This is a genomic window from Bacillus sp. 196mf (assembly GCF_003217275.1).
GTDB lineage: Bacteria > Bacillota > Bacilli > Bacillales > Bacillaceae_G > Bacillus_A > Bacillus_A thuringiensis_S.
In genome coordinates this window covers 110,689-133,376 of sequence record NZ_QJTG01000014.1, presented here as the reverse complement: position 1 = coordinate 133,376, position 22,688 = coordinate 110,689, and the positions used below count along the sequence as shown (strand labels likewise).

The following is a 22,688-nucleotide window of genomic DNA, read 5'->3' as shown; positions in this document are numbered from 1 at the left end:
ATTTCCGAAGTGTTTCATAAGACGGTATATTGAAAAGTGCTGCTGTTTCTCTGATAGATGTCCCGTGTTCATTCATATAATAAAGTACATCTAGTTTATACTGGGCTGGGTAGAATGTATAGCACTTTTCAAAGGCCTTTTCACCTGAAGACTCATATCGTCTAATCCACTCACGAAGTACGCTAGGGTTAACTCCTATAGATTTAGCAATTATTTTTCCACTTTCTGTACCATCTAAATATCGTTTCACCGCTTGGTTTTTTTCTTTTGAAGAAAATTTAGCCATAAAAAATGCACCTCCAATTGTTAGACTGTGTCTAACAATTGGGGGGCACTTCAACCTTGGCATAAGGCTTTTTTGATTACCATTTTAATATGGAGAATCCATATGGAGGAAGTGTAACTTGTAATACACTTGCTTCTGCTGAAAATTCTTCATTTGTATAAATGTTAATTATTTTCTTACCAGTAACATGAAGAGGGAGTGAAACTGTAACTTCACTATTAGTAGGGTTTAAAACGAAAAAGATAGTTTCATCCTCATATGTTTTCGTATAAGAAATATAATTATGTTCATCATTTGCTTCGATGAATTGAAAAGTACCATGTCCTCCAAAAGCTGCATGTTGTTTTCGTAATGAAATCAATGTTTGTATATGTGTAAATAATGCATGATCTTGTTCTTTAGTATCCCAAATCATACATTTACGGCAATTGGGGTCCATACCACCATCCATGCCGATTTCATCTCCGTAATAAATACATGGAGAGCCGATGAAAGAAAGATGGAATACATAGAGCAATTTCAACTTATTTTTATCTCCATTGCATGTTGTTAAAATTCTTGGAGTATCATGGCTATCTAATAAATGAAAGGCTGCTTCATTTACATTCATAGAGTAGGAATGTAGAGATTCTGTAATTTGCTTCATGAATTCACTTGCTTTAATGGAATCGTTAGCAAAGTAAGAAAGTAGAGCGTTTGTAACAGGATAGCTCATGACAGCATCAAATTGATCACCTTGTAGCCACGGAAGGGCATCGTGCCAAATTTCTCCCAAAATATATACTTCAGGATTTAATGTTTTTATTTCAGTTCGGAATTCTCTCCAAAAGTTGTGATCGACTTCATTTGCGACATCAAGGCGCCAGCCATCTATATTGAATTCTCGTACCCAATAACGTCCTACTTCAAGTAAGTACTCTTTTACATCTGGATGAGCTGTATTTAATTTAGGCATATACGGTGTAAAGGCGAAAGTATCATAATTTGGAAGTGGTTCGGTTATAATCGGGAAATCATGAATGTGGAACCACTCTTTATATGCGGACTTCTCACCATTCTCTAGTACGTCTTGAAATTTCTCGAAAAAGTATCCACTATGATTAAACACAGCATCGAGCATGACTTTTATACCGTGCTTATGACATTCTTCAACGAGCTCTTTAAAAGTTTCTTTCGTCCCAAATTGTGGATCAATTTCCATATAGTCAATTGTGTCATATTTATGGTTTGAATGAGCTTTGAAAATAGGTGTGAAATATATTCCGGAAATGCCAAGCTTAACAAGGTAATCAAGGTTTTGAATAACACCAGCAAAATCCCCACCGAAAAAATTAGTTGGAGTAGGATTCGCACTTCCCCAAGGAAGGGTGTTTTCTGGATTCAGCGTACTATCGCCATTAGCGAATCGTTCAGGGAAAATCTGATACCAAATGGTGTCTTTAATCCAAGATGGTGCTTTGAATACATCATCTGCATGAATAAATGGAAAACAAAAAAAGTTACCAACATCGTCATTTGGAATGTTAGAAAAGAATCCTCGCTCTGTATAAATAAGAGTGTCTGTTTCAGATTTTAATTCAAACCCATAACGTAAGCGCTTAAATTTTGGTTCGATTGCAATGGACCAATAATCAAATAATGCAGTAGAACCCGTTTTTTTCATTGGTGTACTTGCTGATATCCATTTCCCATCTTTCCATTCGTAAGGATCACCGTAAATAAGATCGGCGCTTTGAACATCATCTCTCTTAGTACGTATTCGGATGTGAATTGTTTGTTCATCGTAAGCGTATGCATAATTATCTTTCGGCCTATGATAAATGGCTTCTTTAAACATATAGAAAATCCCCCTTCAATATCTCTATACATAGTATTCCCTTAAGTGTAATAATAAAGCCTATATTGCAAACGATTGCCTTTCTTATAGCTTTAATATTGCTTATAAGAGTAGTATTCATTTCATATAAAGTCAATGTATAAAGAGTATAATGACATAATTTTTAAATTAATATTTGCAAAATGAATAAAAGAATGTATAATGATAGACAAATAGCGCAAACGTTTTCATAGACTTGAGATATTGTTTGCGCTTCAATTAAACTATTAAATGCAAACGTTTTCAGTCGCTAAGGTACATAGACAATTTAGGGAGGTTTTTGGGATGAAGAAAGCATTATCATTATTAACGGTTTCAGCATTATCTATTGGTATGTTATCTGCATGTGGACCGAAAGATTCAGGGAAAAAAGAGGAAAGTAAAGCGAAAAAAGACTATGATCTTCTTGTTTGGGAAGATGAGAAAAAAGGTGTGGGTCTAGAGCCAGCGGTGAAAAGTTTTGAAAAGAAATATAATGTGAAAGTAAAAGTTGAAGAGGTTCAGATGACGAAACAAATAGAAAAACTTCGTCTCGACGGTCCAGCTGGCACAGGGCCAGATGTTGTAACATTGCCACATGATCATATTGGTAATGCGGTAACAGAAGGGCTACTTTCAGAAGTGAAAGTAGATGATACAGTAAAAAGTAAATTTACAGATTTATCAATAGAAGCACAAACATATAACGGAAAAATATATGGTTTACCAAAAGCGATTGAAACACCAATCTTTATTTATAATAAAAAAATGATGCAAAAAGCGCCGGAAACGATGGATGAACTGTTTAACTTCTCAAAAGACTTTACGAAAGATGGAAAATACGGATTTTTAGCACTAGGAGATAACTTCTACTTTGCTAATGCATTTATGGCAGGTATGGGTGGTTATGTATTTGGTGAAAAAGATGGAAAGCCAAATGCAAATGATATTGGATTAAATAATAGCGGTGCGGTACAAGGTGCTGAATATATTCAAAAATGGTATAAAGAAAAGTTATTCCCGAAAGGTATTATCGGTGAATCTGGTGGTTCAGCTGCAGATGGATTATTTAATGAAGGAAAAGCAGCATCTATTATGAATGGTCCATGGGCATTCCAAGCGATGGAAAAGGCTGGAATAGACTATGGTGTTGCTCCAATGCCGAAATTACCAAATGGTCAACCGATGAAAACGTTCGTTGGCGTAAAAGGATGGCATGTAACAAGCTTCTCTAAACAAAATGATTTAGCTACAAAATTTACTGAGTGGGTTACAAATGAAGAAAATGCTAAAATTCGCTTTGAGAAAACGAAAGAAATTCCACCAGTAAAATCAGTAATGGAAGATCCAATCATTAAAGAAAATGAGGCTGCAAAAGCGGTTGCGACACAATCTGAAAATGGAATTCCAATGCCAAACATTCCAGAAATGCAAGAAGTTTGGAAACCAGCTGGAGATGCGCTTCAATTAGTTGTATCAGATAAAGAAGCACCAAAATCCGCACTTGATAGTGCAGTGAAACAAATTAAAGGTAATATTGAGGCAAATCATAGTAAGAAAAAATAAGGTGAAATTCGTGCCTCTAATATGAGAGGCACGAATTCTCTCCCTTCCATGTAGGAAGAAAAAAGGGGGAAGGAACATGCAAACATCTATGGAACCTGCAAAGGGGTTAAATGATTCAAAGCATAGGAAAGTGGCAACCATGTTATCAATCATTCCAGGCGTGGGCCAAATGTATAATAAACAATTTGTAAAAGGTCTTATTTTTCTAGTATTAACAGGTTCATTTATTGTAGCCTTTGCTGATTTATTAAATATGGGATTATGGGGCATTGTAACGCTCGGTACAGAAGTTCCACGTGACCATTCCGTCTTTCTATTAGTAGAAGGGATCTTGGCACTTATCGTTATCGCTTTTGGGCTTGGCATATATGCATTTAACTTATATGATGCATATCAAAATGGGAAGAAACGTGATATTGGAACACCGTTAAATTCTGTAAAAGAGCAATACCGTAATTTGTTAGATCAAGGCTTTCCTTATTTAATGGTTTCACCAGGTTTTCTACTACTTATCTTTGTTGTCGTATTTCCAATCATCTTCGTAATTTTAATTGGATTTACAAACTATGATTTATATCATTCTCCTCCAGCTAAATTAGTAGATTGGGTGGGCTTTAAAAACTTTATTGATATTTTCACATTACCGATGTGGAGAGATACATTTTTAAGTGTATTTTCTTGGACTGTCATTTGGACATTCGTTGCAACAACATTACAAGTTGCACTTGGTATTTTTTTAGCGATTATCGTAAATCAGCCTGGTATTAAAGGTAAGGCAATTATTCGAACAATCTTTATTTTACCGTGGGCTGTTCCAGCATTCGTATCTATTCTTGTATTTGCTGGTATGTTTAATGAAACATTTGGAGCAATTAATAACCAAGTATTAGCTTTATTCGGGATTGAAAAGATTGCTTGGATGACAGACCCGTTTTGGTCAAAGATTGCTTTAATTATGATTCAAACGTGGCTTGGTTTCCCGTTCGTCTTTGCGATGACAACAGGTATACTGCAATCGATTCCAGGAGAATTATATAAAGCGGCTACAGTAGACGGAGCAACTGCTTGGCAACAGTTCCGCAAAATTACATTGCCACTTGTGTTATATGCAACAGCACCAATATTAATTACGCAATATACGTTTAACTTTAATAATTTTAGTATTATTTATCTATTTAATAACGGGGGACCTGCTGTGTCTGGACAAAATGCAGGTGGAACGGATATTTTAATTTCATGGATCTATAAGTTAACGATGACTTCGGCTCAATACGGCAAAGCAGCAGCTCTTACAATGATTTTATCGTTAATCGTTATTACAGTTGCGTTATGGCAATTTAAGAGAACAAAATCATTCCAAGAAGAGGATATGATGTAAATGAATATTAAACGACAAAAGATGCTACGTCTTTCATTAAGTTATTTAGTTATCTTCATAATGTGTGCGATTGTTTTCTATCCATTACTATGGATAATTGGCTCATCGTTTAATCCAGGTGATAGTTTATCTGGGTCAAGTATTATTCCGAAAAATGCCACATTAGATCATTATCGCAAGCTACTTGATCTCGATTCAAGTAATTACTTACTTTGGTATAAAAATACTTTGAAAGTTAGCGTAATGACGATGATTTTCTCTGTACTAGCCATTAGTTTTACTGCTTATGCATTTTCGAGATATCGTTTTGTTGGAAGAAAGAATGGTTTATTAACATTTTTAATTCTGCAAATGATCCCGAATTTTGCAGCGTTAATCGCACTATATATATTAGCTCAGTTAACAGGATTACTTGATACACACCTTGCATTAATTTTAATTTATGTGGGCGGAGCAATTCCGATGAATACATGGCTTATGAAAGGGTATTTTGATACGATTCCGAAAGAGTTGGATGAATCAGCTCGAATGGATGGAGCAGGGCATTTCCGTATTTTCTGGCAAATCATTATGCCACTTGCAAAGCCAATCGTAGCGGTTGTAGCGTTATTTACTTTCATTGGTCCATTTACAGATTTCATTTTAGCGAGTATTATTTTGCGAACACCAGAAAATTATACTTTAGCAGTTGGATTATATGAAATGGTTGCGAAAAAATTCGGTAATGAATTTACAACGTTTGCAGCGGGTTCAGTGTTAATTGCGATCCCGATTTCAATTTTATTCCTATCACTACAAAAATATTTTGTTTCCGGTTTAACAGCTGGAGGTACAAAAGGATGAAAAATGGGACATTATGTCCCATTTTTCTTTTCATCTCCCTATAAATAACTTTATAGGGAGATGAAAAGAGATTTGACATCAGATGTGAAAAGAAGTGAAATAAATAGTATATTATAGTATAGGAAAAAATAGCTATATCCCTTACAATACATGAAGAGGGAGAATAGGATTAGTTTTGCAAGATATAAGAAATGAAAGTTTATGACTTGCAATGAATGCGAGATAAAATATATGAAAAATGACAGAGAAATGAGAGGAGGGGGATTTTTATGACAGTTACAATTAAAGATGTGGCGAAGCAAGCGAATGTTGCACCATCAACAGTTTCTCGTGTAATTGCTGATAATCCAAGTATAAGTGAAAAGACAAAGCGCCGTGTTAGGAAAGTGATGAGTGAATTAGGGTATCATCCCAATTTAAATGCGAGAAATCTTGCGAACCAAACGACGAAAACACTTGGTCTTGTTATGCCAAGTTCTGCAAGTAAAGCTTTTCAAAATCCATTTTTCCCAGAAGTTATAAGAGGGATTAGTTCATTTGCACACGTAGAAGGTTATGCGCTTTACATGTCGACAGGTGAAACGGAAGAAGAAATTTTTAATGGTGTCGTAAAGATGGTACAGGGACGCCAAATTGGTGGCATTATTCTTTTATATTCAAGGGAGAATGATCGGATTATTCAATATTTACATGAACAGAATTTCCCGTTTGTTTTAATAGGAAAACCATATGATCGAAAAGATGAAATTACATATGTAGATAATGACAATTATACAGCTGCAAGAGAAGTGGCAGAATATTTAATTTCATTAGGGCATAAGCAAATCGCGTTCATTGGTGGTGGATCAGATTTACTTGTAACGAGAGATCGTTTAGCTGGTATGAGTGATGCCTTGAAATTAGCAGACATTGTATTACCAAAAGAATATATTTTACATTTTGATTTTTCGAGGGAAAGTGGTCAACAAGCCGTTGAGGAATTAATGGGACTGCAGCAACCGCCGACGGCAATTATGGCAACGGATGACTTAATTGGACTTGGTGTGTTAAGTGCTCTTTCTAAAAAAGGATTCGTTGTACCGAAGGATGTTTCTATTGTAAGCTTTAATAATGCTTTATTATCAGAAATTGCGAGCCCTCCACTTTCGACAGTTGATGTGAATATTTATCAGCTAGGATATGAGGCAGCGAAAGCTTTAGTTGATAAAGTAGAGAATGCAGAATCCACTGCAAAGTGTATCATTATTCCTCATAAATTACTAAAACGTCAAACTTGTGATCATTATGCAGAAAAAAGCTAAGAGTTTAACTCTTAGCTTTTTTCTTTAGAAAGGCTTCTAATCGGTCGCAGCCTTCTTTTAAAGTTTCGATACTATACGCATAGGACAAGCGAAGGTAGCCTTCACCGTATTCAGAGAATGCTGTTCCAGGAACTACAGCTAGTCCAGCTTCTTTGACAAGATCAAGTGCAAAATCAAATGATGAAGATGTCAAATGACCAACATATGGGAATAAGTAAAATGCACCTGTTGGCTTTTCAACTGCTAATCCCATTTGAGTGAGTCTATTATATACGTAATCACGGCGTTTTTTATATTGGTGGCGCATCATTTTAGGTGCGTCTTTAGCAGCTGTTAATGCTTCAATCGCAGCGTATTGAGCGATTGAAGTAGCACACGTTACATTGTATTGATGAACTTTTAATATGTGTCCTGCTAAATAGCTTGGTGCGAATAAAAGTCCAACACGCCAGCCAGTCATAGAATGTGATTTAGATAAACCGTTAATGACAATTGTCTTTTCACGCATTTCTGGGAAATGAGCGATAGATGTATGCTTTTGTTCATACACAAGCTCGCTATAAATTTCATCTGAAAGGACGAAAATATTTTTATCTTTTAAAACATCTACAATATCTTTTAATTCTTCTGTGGATAAAGTTACACCAGTTGGGTTAGAAGGATATGGTAGTACGATACATCTTGTTTTTTCTGTAATAGCATTTTTTAGCGCGTCAGCTGTTAAACGGAATCCAGTTTCACGAACATCTACAAAAATGGGCGTTGCACCGCATAATCGAATAATAGGTTCGTAACCTGGATAAATAGGAGCAGGTAAAATTACTTCGGTTCCTGGCTCTAAAATCGTTCGGAATGCAACATCAATTGCTTCGCTAGCACCAATTGTAACGATGGTTTCGTTTTCAGGTGAGTAATGTAAATCGTAGTTATCTTTTACGAAGTTACAAGCTGCCTTACGTAATTCTAGTAAACCAGCGTTATGTGTATAGCTTGTATAGTTTTCTGTAATAGCCCGTTTTGCCGCTTCTTTTACGAGAGAAGGTGTAGGGAAATCGGGTTGTCCGATTGTTAAAGAAATCAAATTATCATAGTGTTGAATCATGTTAGAGAATTGACGGATTCCAGAAATTTGGATATCCTTCACTCTAGGGTTAATGAATTGTTCCATTGTATCTCCCTTTCTTCCGTTTGAAAATTAAGTTCATTTTATCATATTTTCTATGATTGCGCTTTGTATATGTAATTTAGAAAGAGAGAGAAAAGAGAAAAAAAGCCGCTATAAGCGACTTTTTAATATCCGTATTCCCAATCTATTTCATCTTCATTCCAGAGTACAGAGGATACCTTGCCAAGGTGAACAACTGATTCGTTCACAGCACATGTGCAATCTTCATCTCCTGCTTTATGCTGTAACTCTTCATATACTGATTTTTCAACATTTTCTAGAACAACCAAATTTTCTTCTTTTAAAACAAGCGTAGTACCCGCCATATTTATCTTCCTCCTACTAAAGTAATGATCACTTATTTGTAAACATAGATAGTATGGATTATATGCTGTATTTTGCTATAGTTGTCCGTCTAAAAAAGTATTTTTACATTTTCTTTGTAATCCGTATTCATTGTATACTGCACGAAGGAAATTTGGTACAGGGTTTACAATCATTTCGAAAATCTGTAACAATTATTATGAGTTGTTAACAAAGAATTAACAAATATGTTAAGAAAAATCAAAATTTTAAAACAAATAAACCTATAAAATGATATAATCATATCAAAATACATATAGGGGATGAGAGGTTATGGAGCTTATCCGTGATTTGTTGATTCAAATTGCCATCATAATTTTACCACTATTTTTATATGAAGCGATTCGTTTAAATCGCTATCAAGAAATGCCTCCGAAGCCAAATCGTTACTTTATTATGTTTTTATCTAGCGTTACGCTCGTTCTCTCCATGACATACTCTATTTGTTTTGGCAATGTGTGTGGGTATAACTTTCACCCAATTCCAATTGTCAGTGGTTTTTTATATGGTGGGATTGTTGGTTTAATCCCAGCGGTTATTTTTGTTGCATATGAATGGTTACTAAAGGGAATGAGCTTTCTTCCAGTTTTAGAAGTAACATTTCTATTGATAGTTCCGCTATTTTTATCAAAGAAATGGTCTCTTTTTTCAAGAGATAAGAAATTAATTTTAGCATTTATGATTTCATCATTTTATGTGCTTGTTTCTTTAGTATTAGGCATGATTAATGTTCTTTTGGAAACAGGATTTACACCGTATATTTCGCAAATATATAGCGGATTTATATTTGCCTCGCTTATCATGGTCATGACAATGGTATTTCAGGTGTATTTAACTGAATATTTAAATGAAAATGCATTGCTACGTACAGAGATGCAAAAATCAGAAAAGCTTAATATTGTAAGTGAGTTAGCAGCAAGTGTGGCACATGAAGTTCGAAATCCACTTACTGTTGTTCGTGGATTTATCCAATTGCTAGAAAGTACGGAAGATGTGAAGAATAAGGATTATATGCGTCTCGTATTAGCTGAATTGGATCGGGCGGAACAAATTATTTCAGATTATTTGAATTTAGCAAGGCCGCAAATTGAGAAAAAAGAACACATTTGTTTATCAGCCCAATTAATAGAAATGACCACTCTTATGTCGTCATTTGCAGCAATGCAAGGTGTATATTTACAAGTTGAAATTTCAGAAAGTCTTTATACGATTGGTGATAAGACAAAATTGAAGCAAGCTATTATGAATGTTGTTAAAAATGGTATTGAAGCAATTCAAGGAAATAAAGGATATTTAAAAGTAACAGCTATTCAAAAAGACGAAACAATCATAATAAGAGTTAAAGATAGTGGTGTTGGTATGACGAAAGAACAGTTAGCAAGGCTGGGGCAACCATATTATTCTTTAAAAGAAAAAGGGACAGGATTAGGGCTTATGGTAACATTTAGTATTTTACAAGCGCATAATGGTACATTGGAATATAAGAGTGAAAGTGGAAAAGGCACTGAAGCAATTATTATATTACCAGCTGTACAAAATAAGGAATAAAAGTTACCGATGGAAGGTAACTTTTTATTTTATATTGTTTATTCATTTGTTTTTTCTTGTTTTGCTCGGCTAAATAAACTTTTAAATGATTGAAAGAAGCTTTGCTCTTTTGAGGCAGCGACCATTCTTTTTGTTTCTTGAATTTCTCGAATAACTTGCATAAGCTGTGCATCACGATTACTGTCCTTGTTATAAATTTGACTAACAAGTTTATTCATTTTTTCTTCTTGTTTGGATTCTCGTTTATACATATGATTCATTAATAAGTCCATTTTTTCTTTTTGCAATGCATCTGTTTGAGCGGCGTGCTCGACTAACTCTTGAAGCATTTTTTCTTGAGAGCCTTCTTTTACATACACTTGTTGCATCAATTCATCTAGTTTCTCATCCTTTAAACGATTTTGTGTAATTAGAGTAGAATTTTGATGAATAATTGCTTCATTTAATTGAGCTAGCATTTCAAGTTTCAACATGAACTCCTCAAAGTTACGCCCATCTTCTTTTTCTTTCGGTTGTATCTCTTGCTTATCTTGTATAACTGGTACAGGTGGGGCCTCTTTTTCTTTTAAAATAATCGGTATCGTTTCTGAAATATCTTCTTGTAATGTGGCAGCTCTTTCATGTATAGATTTCAATAGTTTTAAATCATCAAGTTTATAAATACGAGCATCAGCTGTTTTAGAAATCATATAACCATGTTCCTCTAACAGTTGACTATATTTGCGGACTATATGTTTTGGGATGCCTGTTTTATTCGTGACATCTTTCGTTTTATAGGTAGCTTCCATGATATTTCCTCCCCAAAAAGTATCGTATATATCATTTCAATCTTTTATGAGGACTTCCTTTGAAAAAGAATGTCGGAAGGCTATTAGTTTTCTACAGCATTAGTGAAAAAATGAAATTTTTTGGCGGAATGGCAAGGAATAACTAAAATAATGTCTGAAAACATATACAGGAGAAGTTTGTTATAATAACTGAGGAAAAGAAACTGGTAGAAACATGGAGGTATACATGAAGCAATTAAAAGGTATTATCATTTCAATTATTGCAATTCTGTCTATTTTAGTAGCAGTTTATGAAGTACTTGTGCCAGAGGAAACAAGTGTAAAGAAAACGAATACGTATGATCAAGTGTTAGAATTTCCGAAAGAACGTTATCCAGAGACAGGAAAACATATTACGGATGCTATAAAAGAAGGGCATTCAGAAGTTTGTACAATCGATCGTGGTGGTGCTGCAGATAGAAGGAAATTGTCGTTAGCACCGTATCCATCAAAAAAAGGGTATGATCGTGATGAATGGCCAATGGCGATGTGCAAGGAAGGCGGAAAAGGAGCACATATTGAATATATAAGTCCGGCGGATAACCGGGGAGCAGGCTCTTGGGTAGGGAATAAGTTAGATAAATATCCAGATGGTACGCGTGTGAAATTTGAAGTGAAGTAGTATTTGTACATTTCATAATGAAGGAGAAGGGGAACTATGGAGTTAACAATTTCTTATTCGCAATTAATGTTGATGAACTATGATGGTGAGCAGCCTTATGTAGACTGGACGGATGAAGATTTTGAAAGAGGTTATGCTGAGGCAGAGGGAACTGTTATTTTTGAAGCACTTTCTGATTATACTTGTGAAGTGAAAGTGACCCCAGGGAAACATATTGAAAAAGAAGAAGTGGTTAGAACGATTACGGTTCCTTTTACGGTTGAAAATGAAAGTATTGTTATAACGAGTATTCTTTCAAACAAATTTCAAATATCTATTCCAAATGGTGAGTATACAGTTGTCTTACAAGCAATTCCTCTTGAAGAGCCAACGGATGATGAATTATATAAAATACAATACGAATTCTTCTTTGAAAGTAAAGAATAAAAAATGGGTTATCCTGAGAAAAGGATAACCCATTTTTGTTATGCGTTTGTTTTTAAAAGGGAACGAGCATCTTTCGCTGCTTGAACCATATGTTCTAAAGCTGGAATAACTTCTTCTGTTCTTCTCGTTTTTAAACCACAATCAGGATTAATCCAGAAATATTTAGGATCGCATACTTCTAAAGATTGTTCTACGATTTTATACATTTCATCTTTACTCGGTACACGTGGGCTATGAATATCATATACACCTAGACCGATGCCTTTTTCATATGTTGTATGTTTTAACGTATCAATAAATTCTCCGTGACTTCTTGATGTTTCGATAGAAATTACATCTGCATCTAATGCGCGAATCGCGTCAACAATATCTTCGAAGTTACTGTAACACATATGAGTATGAATTTGTGTTTCATTTGCTACAGAAGAAGTTGCTAAAAGGAAGGATTGTACTGCCCATGTAATATAAGCATCCCAATCTTTTTCTTTTAGTGGCATTCCTTCACGAAGTGCTGGCTCATCGACTTGGATTACTCTAATTCCGGAAGATTCAAGTAGTTCAATTTCGTGACGAAGAGCTAGTGCAATTTGATACGAAACTTCTTTTCTTGGAATGTCATTTCGAACGAAGGACCAATTTAAAATCGTAACAGGTCCAGTTAACATTCCTTTTACAACTTTCTCCGTTAAGCTTTGTGCATAAACTGTTTCCTTAATAGTCATGCCGTTAATAAAGGCTACATCACCATAAATAACAGGTGGTTTTACGCAGCGGGAACCGTATGATTGTACCCAACCGTTTTTAGTGAATGAGAAACCAGCAAGGCGCTCACCAAAATATTCGACCATGTCAGTTCTTTCAAATTCACCATGTACAAGGACATCAAGCCCAATTTCTTCTTGGTAACGAATCCATTTTTCTGTCTCTTTTTCAATAAATTGTTCATATTGTTCATTTGAAATAACACCGTTACGCCATTCTTTTCGCGTTTGACGAACTTCAGTTGTTTGCGGGAAGCTACCAATGGTCGTTGTTGGTAATAGCGGTAACTCCAGGGCAACTTGTTGTAATTCGTATCGTTTTTCAAATGGAAGAGGGCGTGAAAAATCTTCTTCTTTTAGTGCTGTTCGTGCTGCTTTAACATCTTCTCGGTTACGTGCAGCAGATGAGCGAATTGTATGATGTACGTTTCGATATGTTTCCAGCTCATTACTAATGCTTTCTGTACCTTGAGTGAGAGCGGAATGAATAAGAACTAACTCTTCTAATTTTTGATTTGCAAATGCTAATGCATCAAATAGCTCAGTCGATAAGTGAGTTTCTTCTGTTTTATCGATCGGTGTATGCAATAAGCTACAAGAAGGCTGAACGATGAAATCTTTCGTTTGGACTTGTTTTTGTAACGTTGTAAATAACTCAAGAACTTCATCAAGGTCAGCTCTCCAAATGTTACGGCCATCTATACAACCGACAGCTAAAGTTTTATCAGCTGGGAATCCATATTTTGAAATAGCATTTAAATTACCTTCTTTACCATGAATGAAATCTAATCCAATACCGGATACCGGGAATGTAATAATTTCTTCATAGTTTTCTTCCACGCTATCAAAATACGTTTGTAAAAGAAGAGTCGCATTTGGAACTTCTTTACGAATAGCTTCATAAATTTCTTTTGCTTGTTGAACTTCTTCTTTCGTTAAAGAAGCGAAAATTGGTTCATCAACTTGAATGGCTTGTGCACCAGCTGCATGTAGTTCTGAAAGCAGTTGTACGTAAGGTGCAACTAACTGTTTTAAAATGGAAGGAAATTGTTCTTGTGTATAGCCTTTAGCTAATTTTAAGAAAGTATATGGACCTAAAATAACAGGCTTTCCATCTACTCCTAATTCTTGTTTTGCCTCTTCGTATAAGCGAAGTGGACGATTATCTTTTAAAGAGATTTGTAATCCCTCTTCATATTCAGGAACGATATAGTGATAGTTTGTGTTAAACCATTTTGTCATTTCGGAAGCTACGTGATTTTTAGAGCCACGCGCCATTGCGAAATATACATCAAGGTAAGATGTAAACTCAGAAAAACGTGATGGGATAAATCCTAGCATATAGGCAGTATCCAAAACGTGATCATAATATGTAAAGTCGCCAATTGGAATGAGTTCAATCCCTTTTTCTTGCTGTACTTTTACGTGTTGAAGGCGAATTTCTTTCATTGTTGTTAAAAATTGTTCTTCATCAATTTTATTGGACCAAAAAGCTTCCAATGTTTTTTTCCACTCTCGTTGTAGTCCGATACGTGGATAACCTAAGTTACTTGTTTGAATTGCCATTTTAAATTCCTCCCTAATTGAAAGTAAGCATTTCCGTTTACTAGGAAATACTTATAACAAAAAGTGCAAAGACATAGAAAATAAGCCTTCCTTTTTGTTTTAACACCTCATCATCATCCGTGAATCTATCAGTGTTGTTAAAACAGGCAGGTCTCCTGACTTATGCTTCATATAATTTCTTTCACCTTCCCGTTTTCACAGTGGCACCAAAAAGAAATCTCAGCATTTACAGTGGCGGGACCGTGTTGGAGTTTCACCAAGCTTCCCTTTTAAACACGAAACGAAATGTTCGTGTACCTATTTTCCTTTTGAAAGGAATTTAACAAGCGATATGATATTGAAACAAATTCTAACACAATTTTTGGAATTTTGTCTACTGTTTTAAAATAAGAAAATTCCAAAGTTTTTATTTCTTATTATTCTGACTTTTTATTCTGAAGTAACTAATAATATTACAGTATAAAAAGAGAAATTGAGCTATGAAAGAAGTAGGGATGTCTTCTTTCATAGCTCAATTTTCATCTATAGCAACTTCTGAAAGTCGGCCTGCTATAGCATCTTTAAGGAGGGTGTTTAGCCATTGTAATTCAACTGTAATATGCTCAATTACACTTTGCAAGATATATAGTTGTGCACGTGGAACCTTTCCTTTATTACAATCATATATCGTTTGCATAGTATGTAAATATTGAAGAGTATCATTTTTCTTTTTTTCTAAAATAGGAACTAATTCATGATCATTGCTAAAGTGAGCGAAAGATAGGGCTGAATAAATAGGTTTATATATTTGGTTTTTTGCTTCGAATTGTTTTAATAGTAAAGTGTGGAATAGTTTTTTGCCTTCTTCTGTTATATGAAAAATCGTTTTGTCAGGTCGGTTTGTGTCTCTAATTACATTTGTAATGTGAATTGCGCCTTGCTTTTCTAATTGCTCGAAAGCGTAATAAAGTGATCCTTTAGCATATTTAATATAACAATCCATTTGTCGTTCTTTCATAATATGCTGCACTTCATATGGATGTTTATCTCCTTCGAGTAGCAAGCCGAGAATGACTAATTTCATGCTCATGCTGTCTCAACTCCTGTATATAAAAACTTTATACATATTATAAACGGCATATCCTTTTTCATAAAGGGATATGCCGCTTCTTTTTTATATTAACTGACTTGCTTTTGTTTTTCTTTCTTTTTAGGGCCTGTAAAAAGGCGTTCATTTCCCATTAGTAAAATACAAATAACACTTAGTACAGCCGGGATGAGTGCCCAGAAGAATGTGTTCGCAATAGATGTAGCGAGAGCTTCTTTAATACCCGCTAATATTTCAGCAGGAATTTTTGCGGTAGCGCCTGGTGATAATAAGAAACTTGTGTCTCCGCCTTTTGGAGCTAATTTTGCTAGTTCAGGGGGGAACACAGAGTTTAGTTTATCTGTAAAAATATGATTTTGAATTGTACCGAAAATCGTTACACCAAGAGTCATACCGAGTGATCGGAAGAATGAGTTTGTTGATGTCGCCGAACCGCGGTCTCGCATTTCTAACTTGTGAATAGAAGACATACTTAATACTGAGAATGAGAAGCCAACACCAAGCCCAGCGAGAATCATAAATAGTGTTACGAGTAAACGAGGTGTGTCCATTGTTAAAGTACTTAATGAATAAATACCAAGAACGAAGAAGACACCAGATACCATCATAATGTTACGATAGCTTGTTCGAGAAGCTAATTGTCCTCCTGTTTGACTTCCAATTACAGAACCAACCATCATTGGTGTTAAAATTAATCCAGCATTAGAGGCCGAACCTCCAAGAACGCCTTGAATGAAGATTGGAATATAAACTGTACAGATAATAAAAGCAGCACCATAGAAAAAGGCAACTCCTTGACTAGCTGCGAATAAAGGTTTTTTAAATAGATGGAACGAAATAATAGGCTCGGTTGCTTTTCTTTCTACAAAGAAGAAAATAATAAGCGCAATAACTACTGTTGTAAATAAGCCAATAATTACAGTGGAATTCCAGGCATATTCCTTACCACCAAGTTCTAATGCGAACATTAAGCAAACGATACTTATGACAAGTGTAATAGCACCAGCCCAATCAATTTTTTGTTTTCTAAATTCTAGAGACTCACTGTAGTATTTAGTAATGAAGAAAAAGGAGATAAGTCCTAATGGAATATTGATATAGAAGACCCAATGCCAACTTATATAGTCTGTAATATAAGCACCTAATAAAGGACCGAATACACTAGATGTCCCGAAAACAGCACCGAATAGTCCTGTCATCTTCCCGCGTTTTTCTGGTGGGAAGATATCATACATAATTGTAAAGGCGATAGGCATAAGGGCACCACCACCGATACCTTGAATAGCTCTATAAATACTTAATTGCTCAATACTTGAAGCTGTTCCGCAAAGCGCAGAACCGAATAAGAAAAGAATGAGGCCCCCAATATAAAAACGTTTCCGCCCGTACATATCAGAAAGTTTCCCAAAGATAGGCATCCCTGCCATTGTTGCTACCATATAAGCTGATGTGACCCAAACAAACTTATCAAAGCCTCCTAGGTCTCCAACGATTGTTGCCATTGCGGTTGCAACGATTGTATTATCCATTGCGGCCATTAATATACCAAGTAGCAAACCAGCAACAACAAATTTTGTCTTGTTGGTGTCTTTTTTTAATGGTTGAGTTTCCAAATATAACCCTCCTTTAGAAATAAGTAAACTATATTAAGTTTTGAGTGCAGTGGATAAAAAATTTAAATGTATAGTTGATTTTAATTTCTTTTCCATAAGTGCACTAATATGCCATAAAGAATATTATAGTCAAATTTGACTATAAGGCAAATTTTTTCTTCCGTCAAAATATTCTTTCATATAAGTAGAGAACGAGTGAGCGATACGAATATTGCTATAAAGGAAATGAAGTAAATTGTAAAAAAATTTCATAAAGAACACCTTCTGTTAATAGATGAAAAATGGTTTTTTCTTCATATTGTCGAATAGGATAAAAGGAAGAGAAATATTAAACATTACTTGTAGCAAGCTTTAGTAAGTTGAGGAATTCATTGTGTGTATGGTACATCTGAAATGAGGTGAATATATATTATGAAAATATGGGGACGAATTTCGGATACAGGAAAGTATTCAATACCGCTACAACCAGTATTGTGGATTGACGGATCGAAAAAGGAAAATGAATTTCCTCAAGTAGCCGTTACATTGCAAATTGGTAGTATGTATACAGAACAATTTTCGTATGAATTGACCTACGATGTAAACGACATACTTATTATGCGAATTGAAGTGGAAAATAAAGGGGTAGAAATGATTTCGAGAGTTGTTGTAAGTCATATGATTCGAGATTACTTTGCTTATATTCCTAATTCTTTAAAAGTTGATAAGGGGATAAGTGAGTTTTTATTCCAGCTTGTAAGGTGGCGAATTGATGATTTGTTACCAAATGAAAAGGTGGAACTACGTTGCAAAATAAAAGCTAATAAAGATAAAGCTCTTAAACAAGCATTCTTTCAGGCTACATATACATTTCAAGATAAAGAGATATCATATGGTCCACTGCAAACAAATGAAGTTGTTGTGCGGCAATGATAAAAAGGAACCTGTACAAAAGGTTCCTTTTTTAGTGAAGGTTGTGTTTTTTGAGTATTTTCTTTTGCTCTATTCCTTTTTTTCCTACATAGTTATTTTTGTAGCCAAAGTATAGAATAAATAAAAATGAAACAACATTTACAATTGCGTCGATTTGATCGTTTGTAATAAAGTGTATGCCGAAAGAGGTAAATAATAATTTTAATGATAATAGAAAACCAGCTAGTAAACGCATAGCATCTGATAGATTCTCTTTTTGTAGCATATAGATTACTCCTTTCTATAAAAGTTATATATTATATATATGAAATAGAGTAGGAAAGGTATACAAGCTTAAGCAGAAATGTACATTGCATATGTACATTTTTTATTTTGTAGAAAAACATTATTGATATAGAAACATATATTGGTATAAAAGGGGGAGAAGTATGAAACATAAAGGGAAAATTAGTGGATTATTACTTGGAAATACAGTGGCAGTTACAGAATGGATTGCACTTCAGGATGTAATTGCAAAACTGGATTCACGATCATTTTATACCGTCTTTATTATTTATATACTGCAAATGATACTAAGTTATTATTTTGGACATTGGTACGATAAAAGAGCGAACAAGCGTATGAATGTGGAAGTAGGAGGAATGGCAAGCAACGATTTTGTTGTTGATTTTTTTGGGAAAGTAGCCGCTTTATCTGAAAGAGATTCCCGTAATATTACAGTTTACATTCTTTCTGTAAAAGAATGGGAAGGATTAAAAGACACGTTGCAAGAAAAAAAATTGGGAGTGTTAGTACAAAAATTAGAGAGTACCATTGTAAAGACAATTCGGAAGGGAGATGTTGTTACAAAGTGGGATGAAAATAAGTATGTTATTGTAGCAATTGATAATGGTCATGAAACATCAACAATAACAAACAGATTAATGAAAAATATTGAAAGTGAAATAGAAGGTGATTTACTCAGTGTCACTCTTTTATTTGGAGCAGCTAGCTATCCAGTAGAAGGAAAAACGTTTGAAGAACTGTTGAGAAAGTCGCAAAATCAATTGTATCAGTATAGAAATTTGCAAGAAAATGAGTGAAGCTTCGATTTGAAGATATATGATAGGAAGAAGTTTTATTTGTAACATTTTTTTGACTTTTATTACAAAAAACGTTGCGTTTGTAATAAAAGTCTTTAAAAATATATGAAATAAGCATATAATTATGATGGTAGTGCCAATGCAATTTGCACAATGTGTTTTATTTTAAAAGTGTAGAGGAAAGCAAGCTCTACACTTTTCCTTTTTAGGAAATGAAAAGAATATTTGTAAGTTGTTGCGAGATATCGATTGTACTGTGTAAAATGAACAAAGAGATTATTTGATAGAAAGCTGGAAAGGGAATGATAGACGTGAGAGCGGAACGATCACCTTTTATCAGGTGAACTATTATAGTCTTATTAAGACTGAGGTGAAATTCTGTGGCCATTAAGGTAATACATAGTGTGAACAGGTTTTAAAAAACACGAAGAACTATACTTAAAGATGGATATGGAACTGCTAAATACTTCAAAAAGAATAATGTAATATTAAGTAATAATTCGTACAAACAATATTAATGATCTTCGTAAAAAAGATGCGAGTGTATAGAACAATTACATATTTTATAACTTTTTTATATTACACGATGGTCGTTTATAAATAGGAGGAAGAGATGTTGAAATATAGTAAATTAGCAATTATAACTGCATTATCAATGACTTTATTAGCCGGTTGTTTTGGACCGAAACCAGAAGAAGAATTATATGTAGCGTTTGAAAACGCTGCTAAACAAGAAAAAACAATGTTTGAAGATGCAAAAAAACTTGAGGCTTTAGAGAAAGAAGGACAAGAATTATATAACCAGATTGTGCAAGAAGGAAAAGATAATAATCAAACTGTTAAAGAAAAATTGAATCAAGCAGCAAAGAATACAACTGAACGAGAAAAAGTACTTACAAAAGAAAAAGAGGCTTTAAATAAAGCGCAAGAAGAAGTGAAGTCAGCTGATAAGTATGTGAAGAAAATTGAAGATAATAAGTTGAAAGATCAAGCTGATAAAGTGAAAAGCACCTATGAGAAACGACACGATTCATTTAATAAAATGTATGACAGCTATAATAAATCTTTAAAACAAGAAAAAGAGTTATACACAATGTTACAAGATAAAGGTACTAAATTAAAAGATATTAGTGAAAAAGTAAAAGTAGTAAATCAATCTTATAAGGATATTGAGTCAGAAAAAGATAAATTTAATGAATTCACAAAGTCTTATAATACAGAAAAAGTAGCTTTTTATAAACAAGCAAATATTAAAATTAAAGAAGAGAAAAAATAAAACAGTTTGGCCTACACTTGGCCAAACTGTTTTATTTTTTTGTATAAGTACGACTATACCATGGAACAGGTTCACTTAATTTTTTTTCTTGTTTCAATGCTTCAGGACCAATATAATCTTGAAGTGTTTTTTTTGCTACTGTTAAAGATAAGGTTGTTTTCGGATTTCGATAGGAGGATTCAAGATGACCAAGATGCGGTAGAATTCGAAAATCTTCTTTCGTAGGAGGGATGTGGAAAAAATAATCGCCTAAACGTATAAGGACATCAGATTGTTGTTGGCTAAAACGTGGGTTTCTAGAAAAATGTAATCCTTCTTTAATTGCTTTTTTTTCAGCAATCAAACGTTCTAAAGCTGTCTTTTTTAACCAGTATAAATATTTAGGATTAGTAGCTGCTTTAGCATGACGATTCACAACGAAAATAGATTGAGCTAGTCGATTAATAGAATGTTGGTTTTGTAATTGAGATTGTGGTTGTGAAGGTTTCATATTGAATCTCCTTTCAATTTTTCATTATTATACCATAAATAAAAGAGGTTTTTATTATATGCAAAAAGTGATTGTATATATTTTCAATATTAAAGCAATATTGTTACAAAAAACAACTATTTTGTATAATAGTAATAGAATATGTTTTTGAAATTTGATAATGAAAGAGTGAGAAGTTTGAAAGAAATATTAAAACAACAGTATGCCATTATAGATATTGGATCTAATACAATGCGTTTAGTTATTTATGAAAAGAAAAATGGAGGTTTTTATAAAGAGATTGAAAATACAAAAGTGGTTGCTAGGTTAAGGAATTACTTAATTGATGGTGTGTTGAATGAAGAGGGAATAGAAGTATTATTACAGACATTATTTCAATTTCAAGAAAGTACAAGGTTCCATCAGTTGCATCATGTACTTTGTGTTGCAACAGCAACAATTAGACAGTCTGAGAATCAAGAGGAAATTAAAAAGCTTATTGAAGGACAAACGGACTTTACTCTTAGAGTATTATCAGAGTATGAGGAAGCGCGTTACGGATACTTGGCGGTTATGAATTCTACATCGTTTTCAGAAGGAATAACGGTAGATATTGGTGGGGGAAGTACGGAAGTTACATACTTTAGAAATAGAGAGATTTTAGAGTACCATAGTTTTCCTTTTGGGGCACTTTCTTTAAAGCAACAATTTATTAAAGGTGATATTCCTACTAAAGATGAGTTAGAAGGAATGCAACGGTATTTAGAGTTTCAATTTCGAACGTTACCATGGTTAAGCAATAAGAAATTGCCTCTTATTGCAATTGGTGGTAGTGCGAGGAACTTAGTAAAAATCCATCAAAATTTAATATGTTATCCTATAGCAGGATTACATTTATACAAGATGAAAGAAGAAGATATTGAAAATGTAAAAGATGAATTAGGAAAATTGTCGTTCATAGAACTTCAGAAATTGGAAGGATTGGCAAAAGATCGAGCGGATACGATTATTCCAGCGGTTGAAGTATTTCATACACTTGTTCATGTTATAGAGGCACCGGCATTTGTATTAAGTAGAAAAGGGTTAAGAGAAGGTGTTTTCTATGAAGAGTTGACAAAAGATTTGGGGATTTCATATTATCCGAACGTAGTTGAAGAAAGTTTGCATTTACTATCACATGAATACGAAATGGATATGGAATTTGTAATTCAACTTATTAAACATGGAAGACTAATTTGCAAACAACTTGAGGAAATAGGGCTTATTTCTATGTCAATAAAAGACTGGGAAGTGTTCCATCAAGCAGCGAAAGTATTTAATATAGGCAAATATATAGACGAAGAAGCGAGCCGTTTACATACGTTTTATTTATTAGCGAATAAGACAATTGATGGCATGATGCATAAAGATCGAGTAAGGCTAGCACTTATTGCATCGTATAAATCAAAAATGTTATTTAAACAACATTTATCACCATTTGAAGGTTGGTTTGATAAAAGCGAACAAAAAAAAATCCGCCTGTTAGGAGCTGTTTTACAATTTTCAGCTACTTTAAATGTAAGGCAACGATCGCTTGTTGATACCATATCTATAACAGAAAACGAAGAAGGGTTAACGTTTAAAGTTTTATGCGAACAATCAGCATTAGCGGAAAAAGTGCAAGCTGAAAAACAAAAAAAACAGTTAGAAAGAGTATTAAAAACGAATATTAACTTGTTATTTGAACTAAAACATTAGGTTGT

The 22,688-nt window shown here is 34.1% G+C and carries 21 protein-coding genes and 1 riboswitch; of the genes, 11 read left to right on the top strand and 10 right to left on the bottom strand.

Annotation, left to right across the window (positions count from 1 at the left end; all coding sequences use genetic code 11):
* Positions 1-286, bottom strand: a 286-nt coding sequence (locus ATL10_RS19405; RefSeq protein WP_142669977.1) for a transposase, incomplete at its 3' end; no start/stop codon positions are given.
* Positions 287-362: 76 nt separating this feature from the next.
* Complete coding sequence (locus ATL10_RS19400; protein ID WP_000471773.1) at positions 363-2,123, bottom strand: alpha-glycosidase; 1,761 nt, start codon at positions 2,121-2,123, stop codon at positions 363-365.
* 324 nt (positions 2,124-2,447) lie between these two features.
* On the opposite strand from ATL10_RS19400, the gene ATL10_RS19395 reads away from it, so the two are divergent.
* The 4 genes from ATL10_RS19395 to malR all read left to right on the top strand — a co-directional run bounded on the left by ATL10_RS19395 (position 2,448) and on the right by malR (position 7,229).
* Positions 2,448-3,707, top strand: a complete 1,260-nt coding sequence (locus ATL10_RS19395) for an extracellular solute-binding protein (RefSeq protein ID WP_000709931.1) — start codon at positions 2,448-2,450, stop codon at positions 3,705-3,707.
* A gap of 76 nt (positions 3,708-3,783) precedes the next feature.
* The gene (gene malC / locus ATL10_RS19390) at positions 3,784-5,085 is read left to right on the top strand and encodes a maltosaccharide ABC transporter permease MalC (RefSeq protein ID WP_110497338.1); all 1,302 of its coding nucleotides are present in this window, start codon (positions 3,784-3,786) and stop codon (positions 5,083-5,085) included.
* Entirely contained in the window at positions 5,086-5,928 is an 843-nt protein-coding gene (gene malD, locus ATL10_RS19385; RefSeq protein ID WP_001022603.1) for a maltosaccharide ABC transporter permease MalD, read from the top strand.
* Between the two features lie 269 nt (positions 5,929-6,197).
* Positions 6,198-7,229 carry a maltose operon transcriptional repressor MalR gene (gene malR, locus ATL10_RS19380; protein ID WP_016512354.1) on the top strand — a complete coding sequence of 344 codons (1,032 nt, stop codon included), beginning with the start codon at positions 6,198-6,200 and terminating at the stop codon, positions 7,227-7,229.
* Positions 7,230-7,233: 4 nt separating this feature from the next.
* Here the strand turns inward: malR and ATL10_RS19375 are convergent, their stop codons facing one another.
* Positions 7,234-8,397, bottom strand: a complete 1,164-nt coding sequence (locus ATL10_RS19375; protein WP_000434552.1) for an aminotransferase A — start codon at positions 8,395-8,397, stop codon at positions 7,234-7,236.
* Positions 8,398-8,519: 122 nt separating this feature from the next.
* A complete protein-coding gene (locus tag ATL10_RS19370) occupies positions 8,520-8,720 on the bottom strand; it encodes a hypothetical protein (RefSeq protein WP_000929276.1) in 201 nt (66 codons plus the stop codon).
* Positions 8,721-9,030: 310 nt separating this feature from the next.
* Between ATL10_RS19370 and kinB the strand changes: the two genes are divergently transcribed.
* Entirely contained in the window at positions 9,031-10,305 is a 1,275-nt protein-coding gene (gene kinB / locus ATL10_RS19365) for a sporulation sensor histidine kinase KinB (RefSeq protein WP_000420372.1), read from the top strand.
* A 38-nt stretch (positions 10,306-10,343) separates the two neighbouring features.
* Here kinB and ATL10_RS19360 read toward each other — a convergent pair whose 3' ends face one another.
* A complete protein-coding gene (locus tag ATL10_RS19360) occupies positions 10,344-11,093 on the bottom strand; it encodes a DUF3967 domain-containing protein (RefSeq protein ID WP_000388467.1) in 750 nt (249 codons plus the stop codon).
* A gap of 226 nt (positions 11,094-11,319) precedes the next feature.
* Here ATL10_RS19360 and nucA point away from each other — a divergent pair, with 226 nt between their 5' ends.
* Together nucA and ATL10_RS19345 are read left to right on the top strand one after the other, a co-directional pair.
* Entirely contained in the window at positions 11,320-11,754 is a 435-nt protein-coding gene (gene nucA / locus ATL10_RS19350; RefSeq protein WP_000811494.1) for a DNA-entry nuclease, read from the top strand.
* A 36-nt stretch (positions 11,755-11,790) separates the two neighbouring features.
* A complete protein-coding gene (locus ATL10_RS19345; RefSeq protein ID WP_000424024.1) occupies positions 11,791-12,180 on the top strand; it encodes a competence protein ComJ in 390 nt (129 codons plus the stop codon).
* 38 nt (positions 12,181-12,218) lie between these two features.
* On the opposite strand, the gene metE is transcribed toward ATL10_RS19345, so the two are convergent.
* The 3 genes from metE to ATL10_RS19330 all read right to left on the bottom strand — a co-directional run bounded on the left by metE (position 12,219) and on the right by ATL10_RS19330 (position 17,207).
* Positions 12,219-14,507 (bottom strand): 5-methyltetrahydropteroyltriglutamate--homocysteine S-methyltransferase, encoded by a 2,289-nt coding sequence (gene metE, locus ATL10_RS19340; protein WP_089171703.1) that lies wholly within the window; start codon positions 14,505-14,507, stop codon positions 12,219-12,221.
* 128 nt (positions 14,508-14,635) lie between these two features.
* A riboswitch (cobalamin riboswitch) is annotated at positions 14,636-14,823 on the bottom strand.
* 195 nt (positions 14,824-15,018) lie between these two features.
* Entirely contained in the window at positions 15,019-15,576 is a 558-nt protein-coding gene (locus ATL10_RS19335) for a PadR family transcriptional regulator (protein ID WP_000062063.1), read from the bottom strand.
* A gap of 89 nt (positions 15,577-15,665) precedes the next feature.
* On the bottom strand, positions 15,666-17,207 hold the full coding sequence (locus tag ATL10_RS19330) for an MDR family MFS transporter (RefSeq protein WP_053563725.1): 1,542 nt from the start codon (positions 17,205-17,207) through the stop codon (positions 15,666-15,668).
* A 411-nt stretch (positions 17,208-17,618) separates the two neighbouring features.
* Here ATL10_RS19330 and ATL10_RS19325 point away from each other — a divergent pair, with 411 nt between their 5' ends.
* A complete protein-coding gene (locus tag ATL10_RS19325) occupies positions 17,619-18,119 on the top strand; it encodes a hypothetical protein (RefSeq protein ID WP_000708119.1) in 501 nt (166 codons plus the stop codon).
* A gap of 31 nt (positions 18,120-18,150) precedes the next feature.
* Here ATL10_RS19325 and ATL10_RS19320 read toward each other — a convergent pair whose 3' ends face one another.
* Positions 18,151-18,384 carry an SPP1 phage holin family protein gene (locus ATL10_RS19320; protein ID WP_000939446.1) on the bottom strand — a complete coding sequence of 78 codons (234 nt, stop codon included), beginning with the start codon at positions 18,382-18,384 and terminating at the stop codon, positions 18,151-18,153.
* Between the two features lie 163 nt (positions 18,385-18,547).
* Between ATL10_RS19320 and ATL10_RS19315 the strand changes: the two genes are divergently transcribed.
* Together ATL10_RS19315 and ATL10_RS19310 are read left to right on the top strand one after the other, a co-directional pair.
* The gene (locus tag ATL10_RS19315; protein WP_053563727.1) at positions 18,548-19,201 is read left to right on the top strand and encodes a diguanylate cyclase domain-containing protein; all 654 of its coding nucleotides are present in this window, start codon (positions 18,548-18,550) and stop codon (positions 19,199-19,201) included.
* A 613-nt stretch (positions 19,202-19,814) separates the two neighbouring features.
* Positions 19,815-20,477: a YkyA family protein gene (locus ATL10_RS19310; RefSeq protein WP_000922465.1), complete on the top strand. Its 663-nt coding sequence runs from the start codon at positions 19,815-19,817 to the stop codon at positions 20,475-20,477.
* Between the two features lie 31 nt (positions 20,478-20,508).
* Here the strand turns inward: ATL10_RS19310 and ATL10_RS19305 are convergent, their stop codons facing one another.
* Positions 20,509-20,967, bottom strand: a complete 459-nt coding sequence (locus ATL10_RS19305; protein WP_000804864.1) for a YkyB family protein — start codon at positions 20,965-20,967, stop codon at positions 20,509-20,511.
* Between the two features lie 141 nt (positions 20,968-21,108).
* On the opposite strand from ATL10_RS19305, the gene ATL10_RS19300 reads away from it, so the two are divergent.
* A complete protein-coding gene (locus ATL10_RS19300; protein WP_071713521.1) occupies positions 21,109-22,683 on the top strand; it encodes a Ppx/GppA family phosphatase in 1,575 nt (524 codons plus the stop codon).
* The last annotated feature ends 5 nt before the right edge of the window (positions 22,684-22,688 follow it).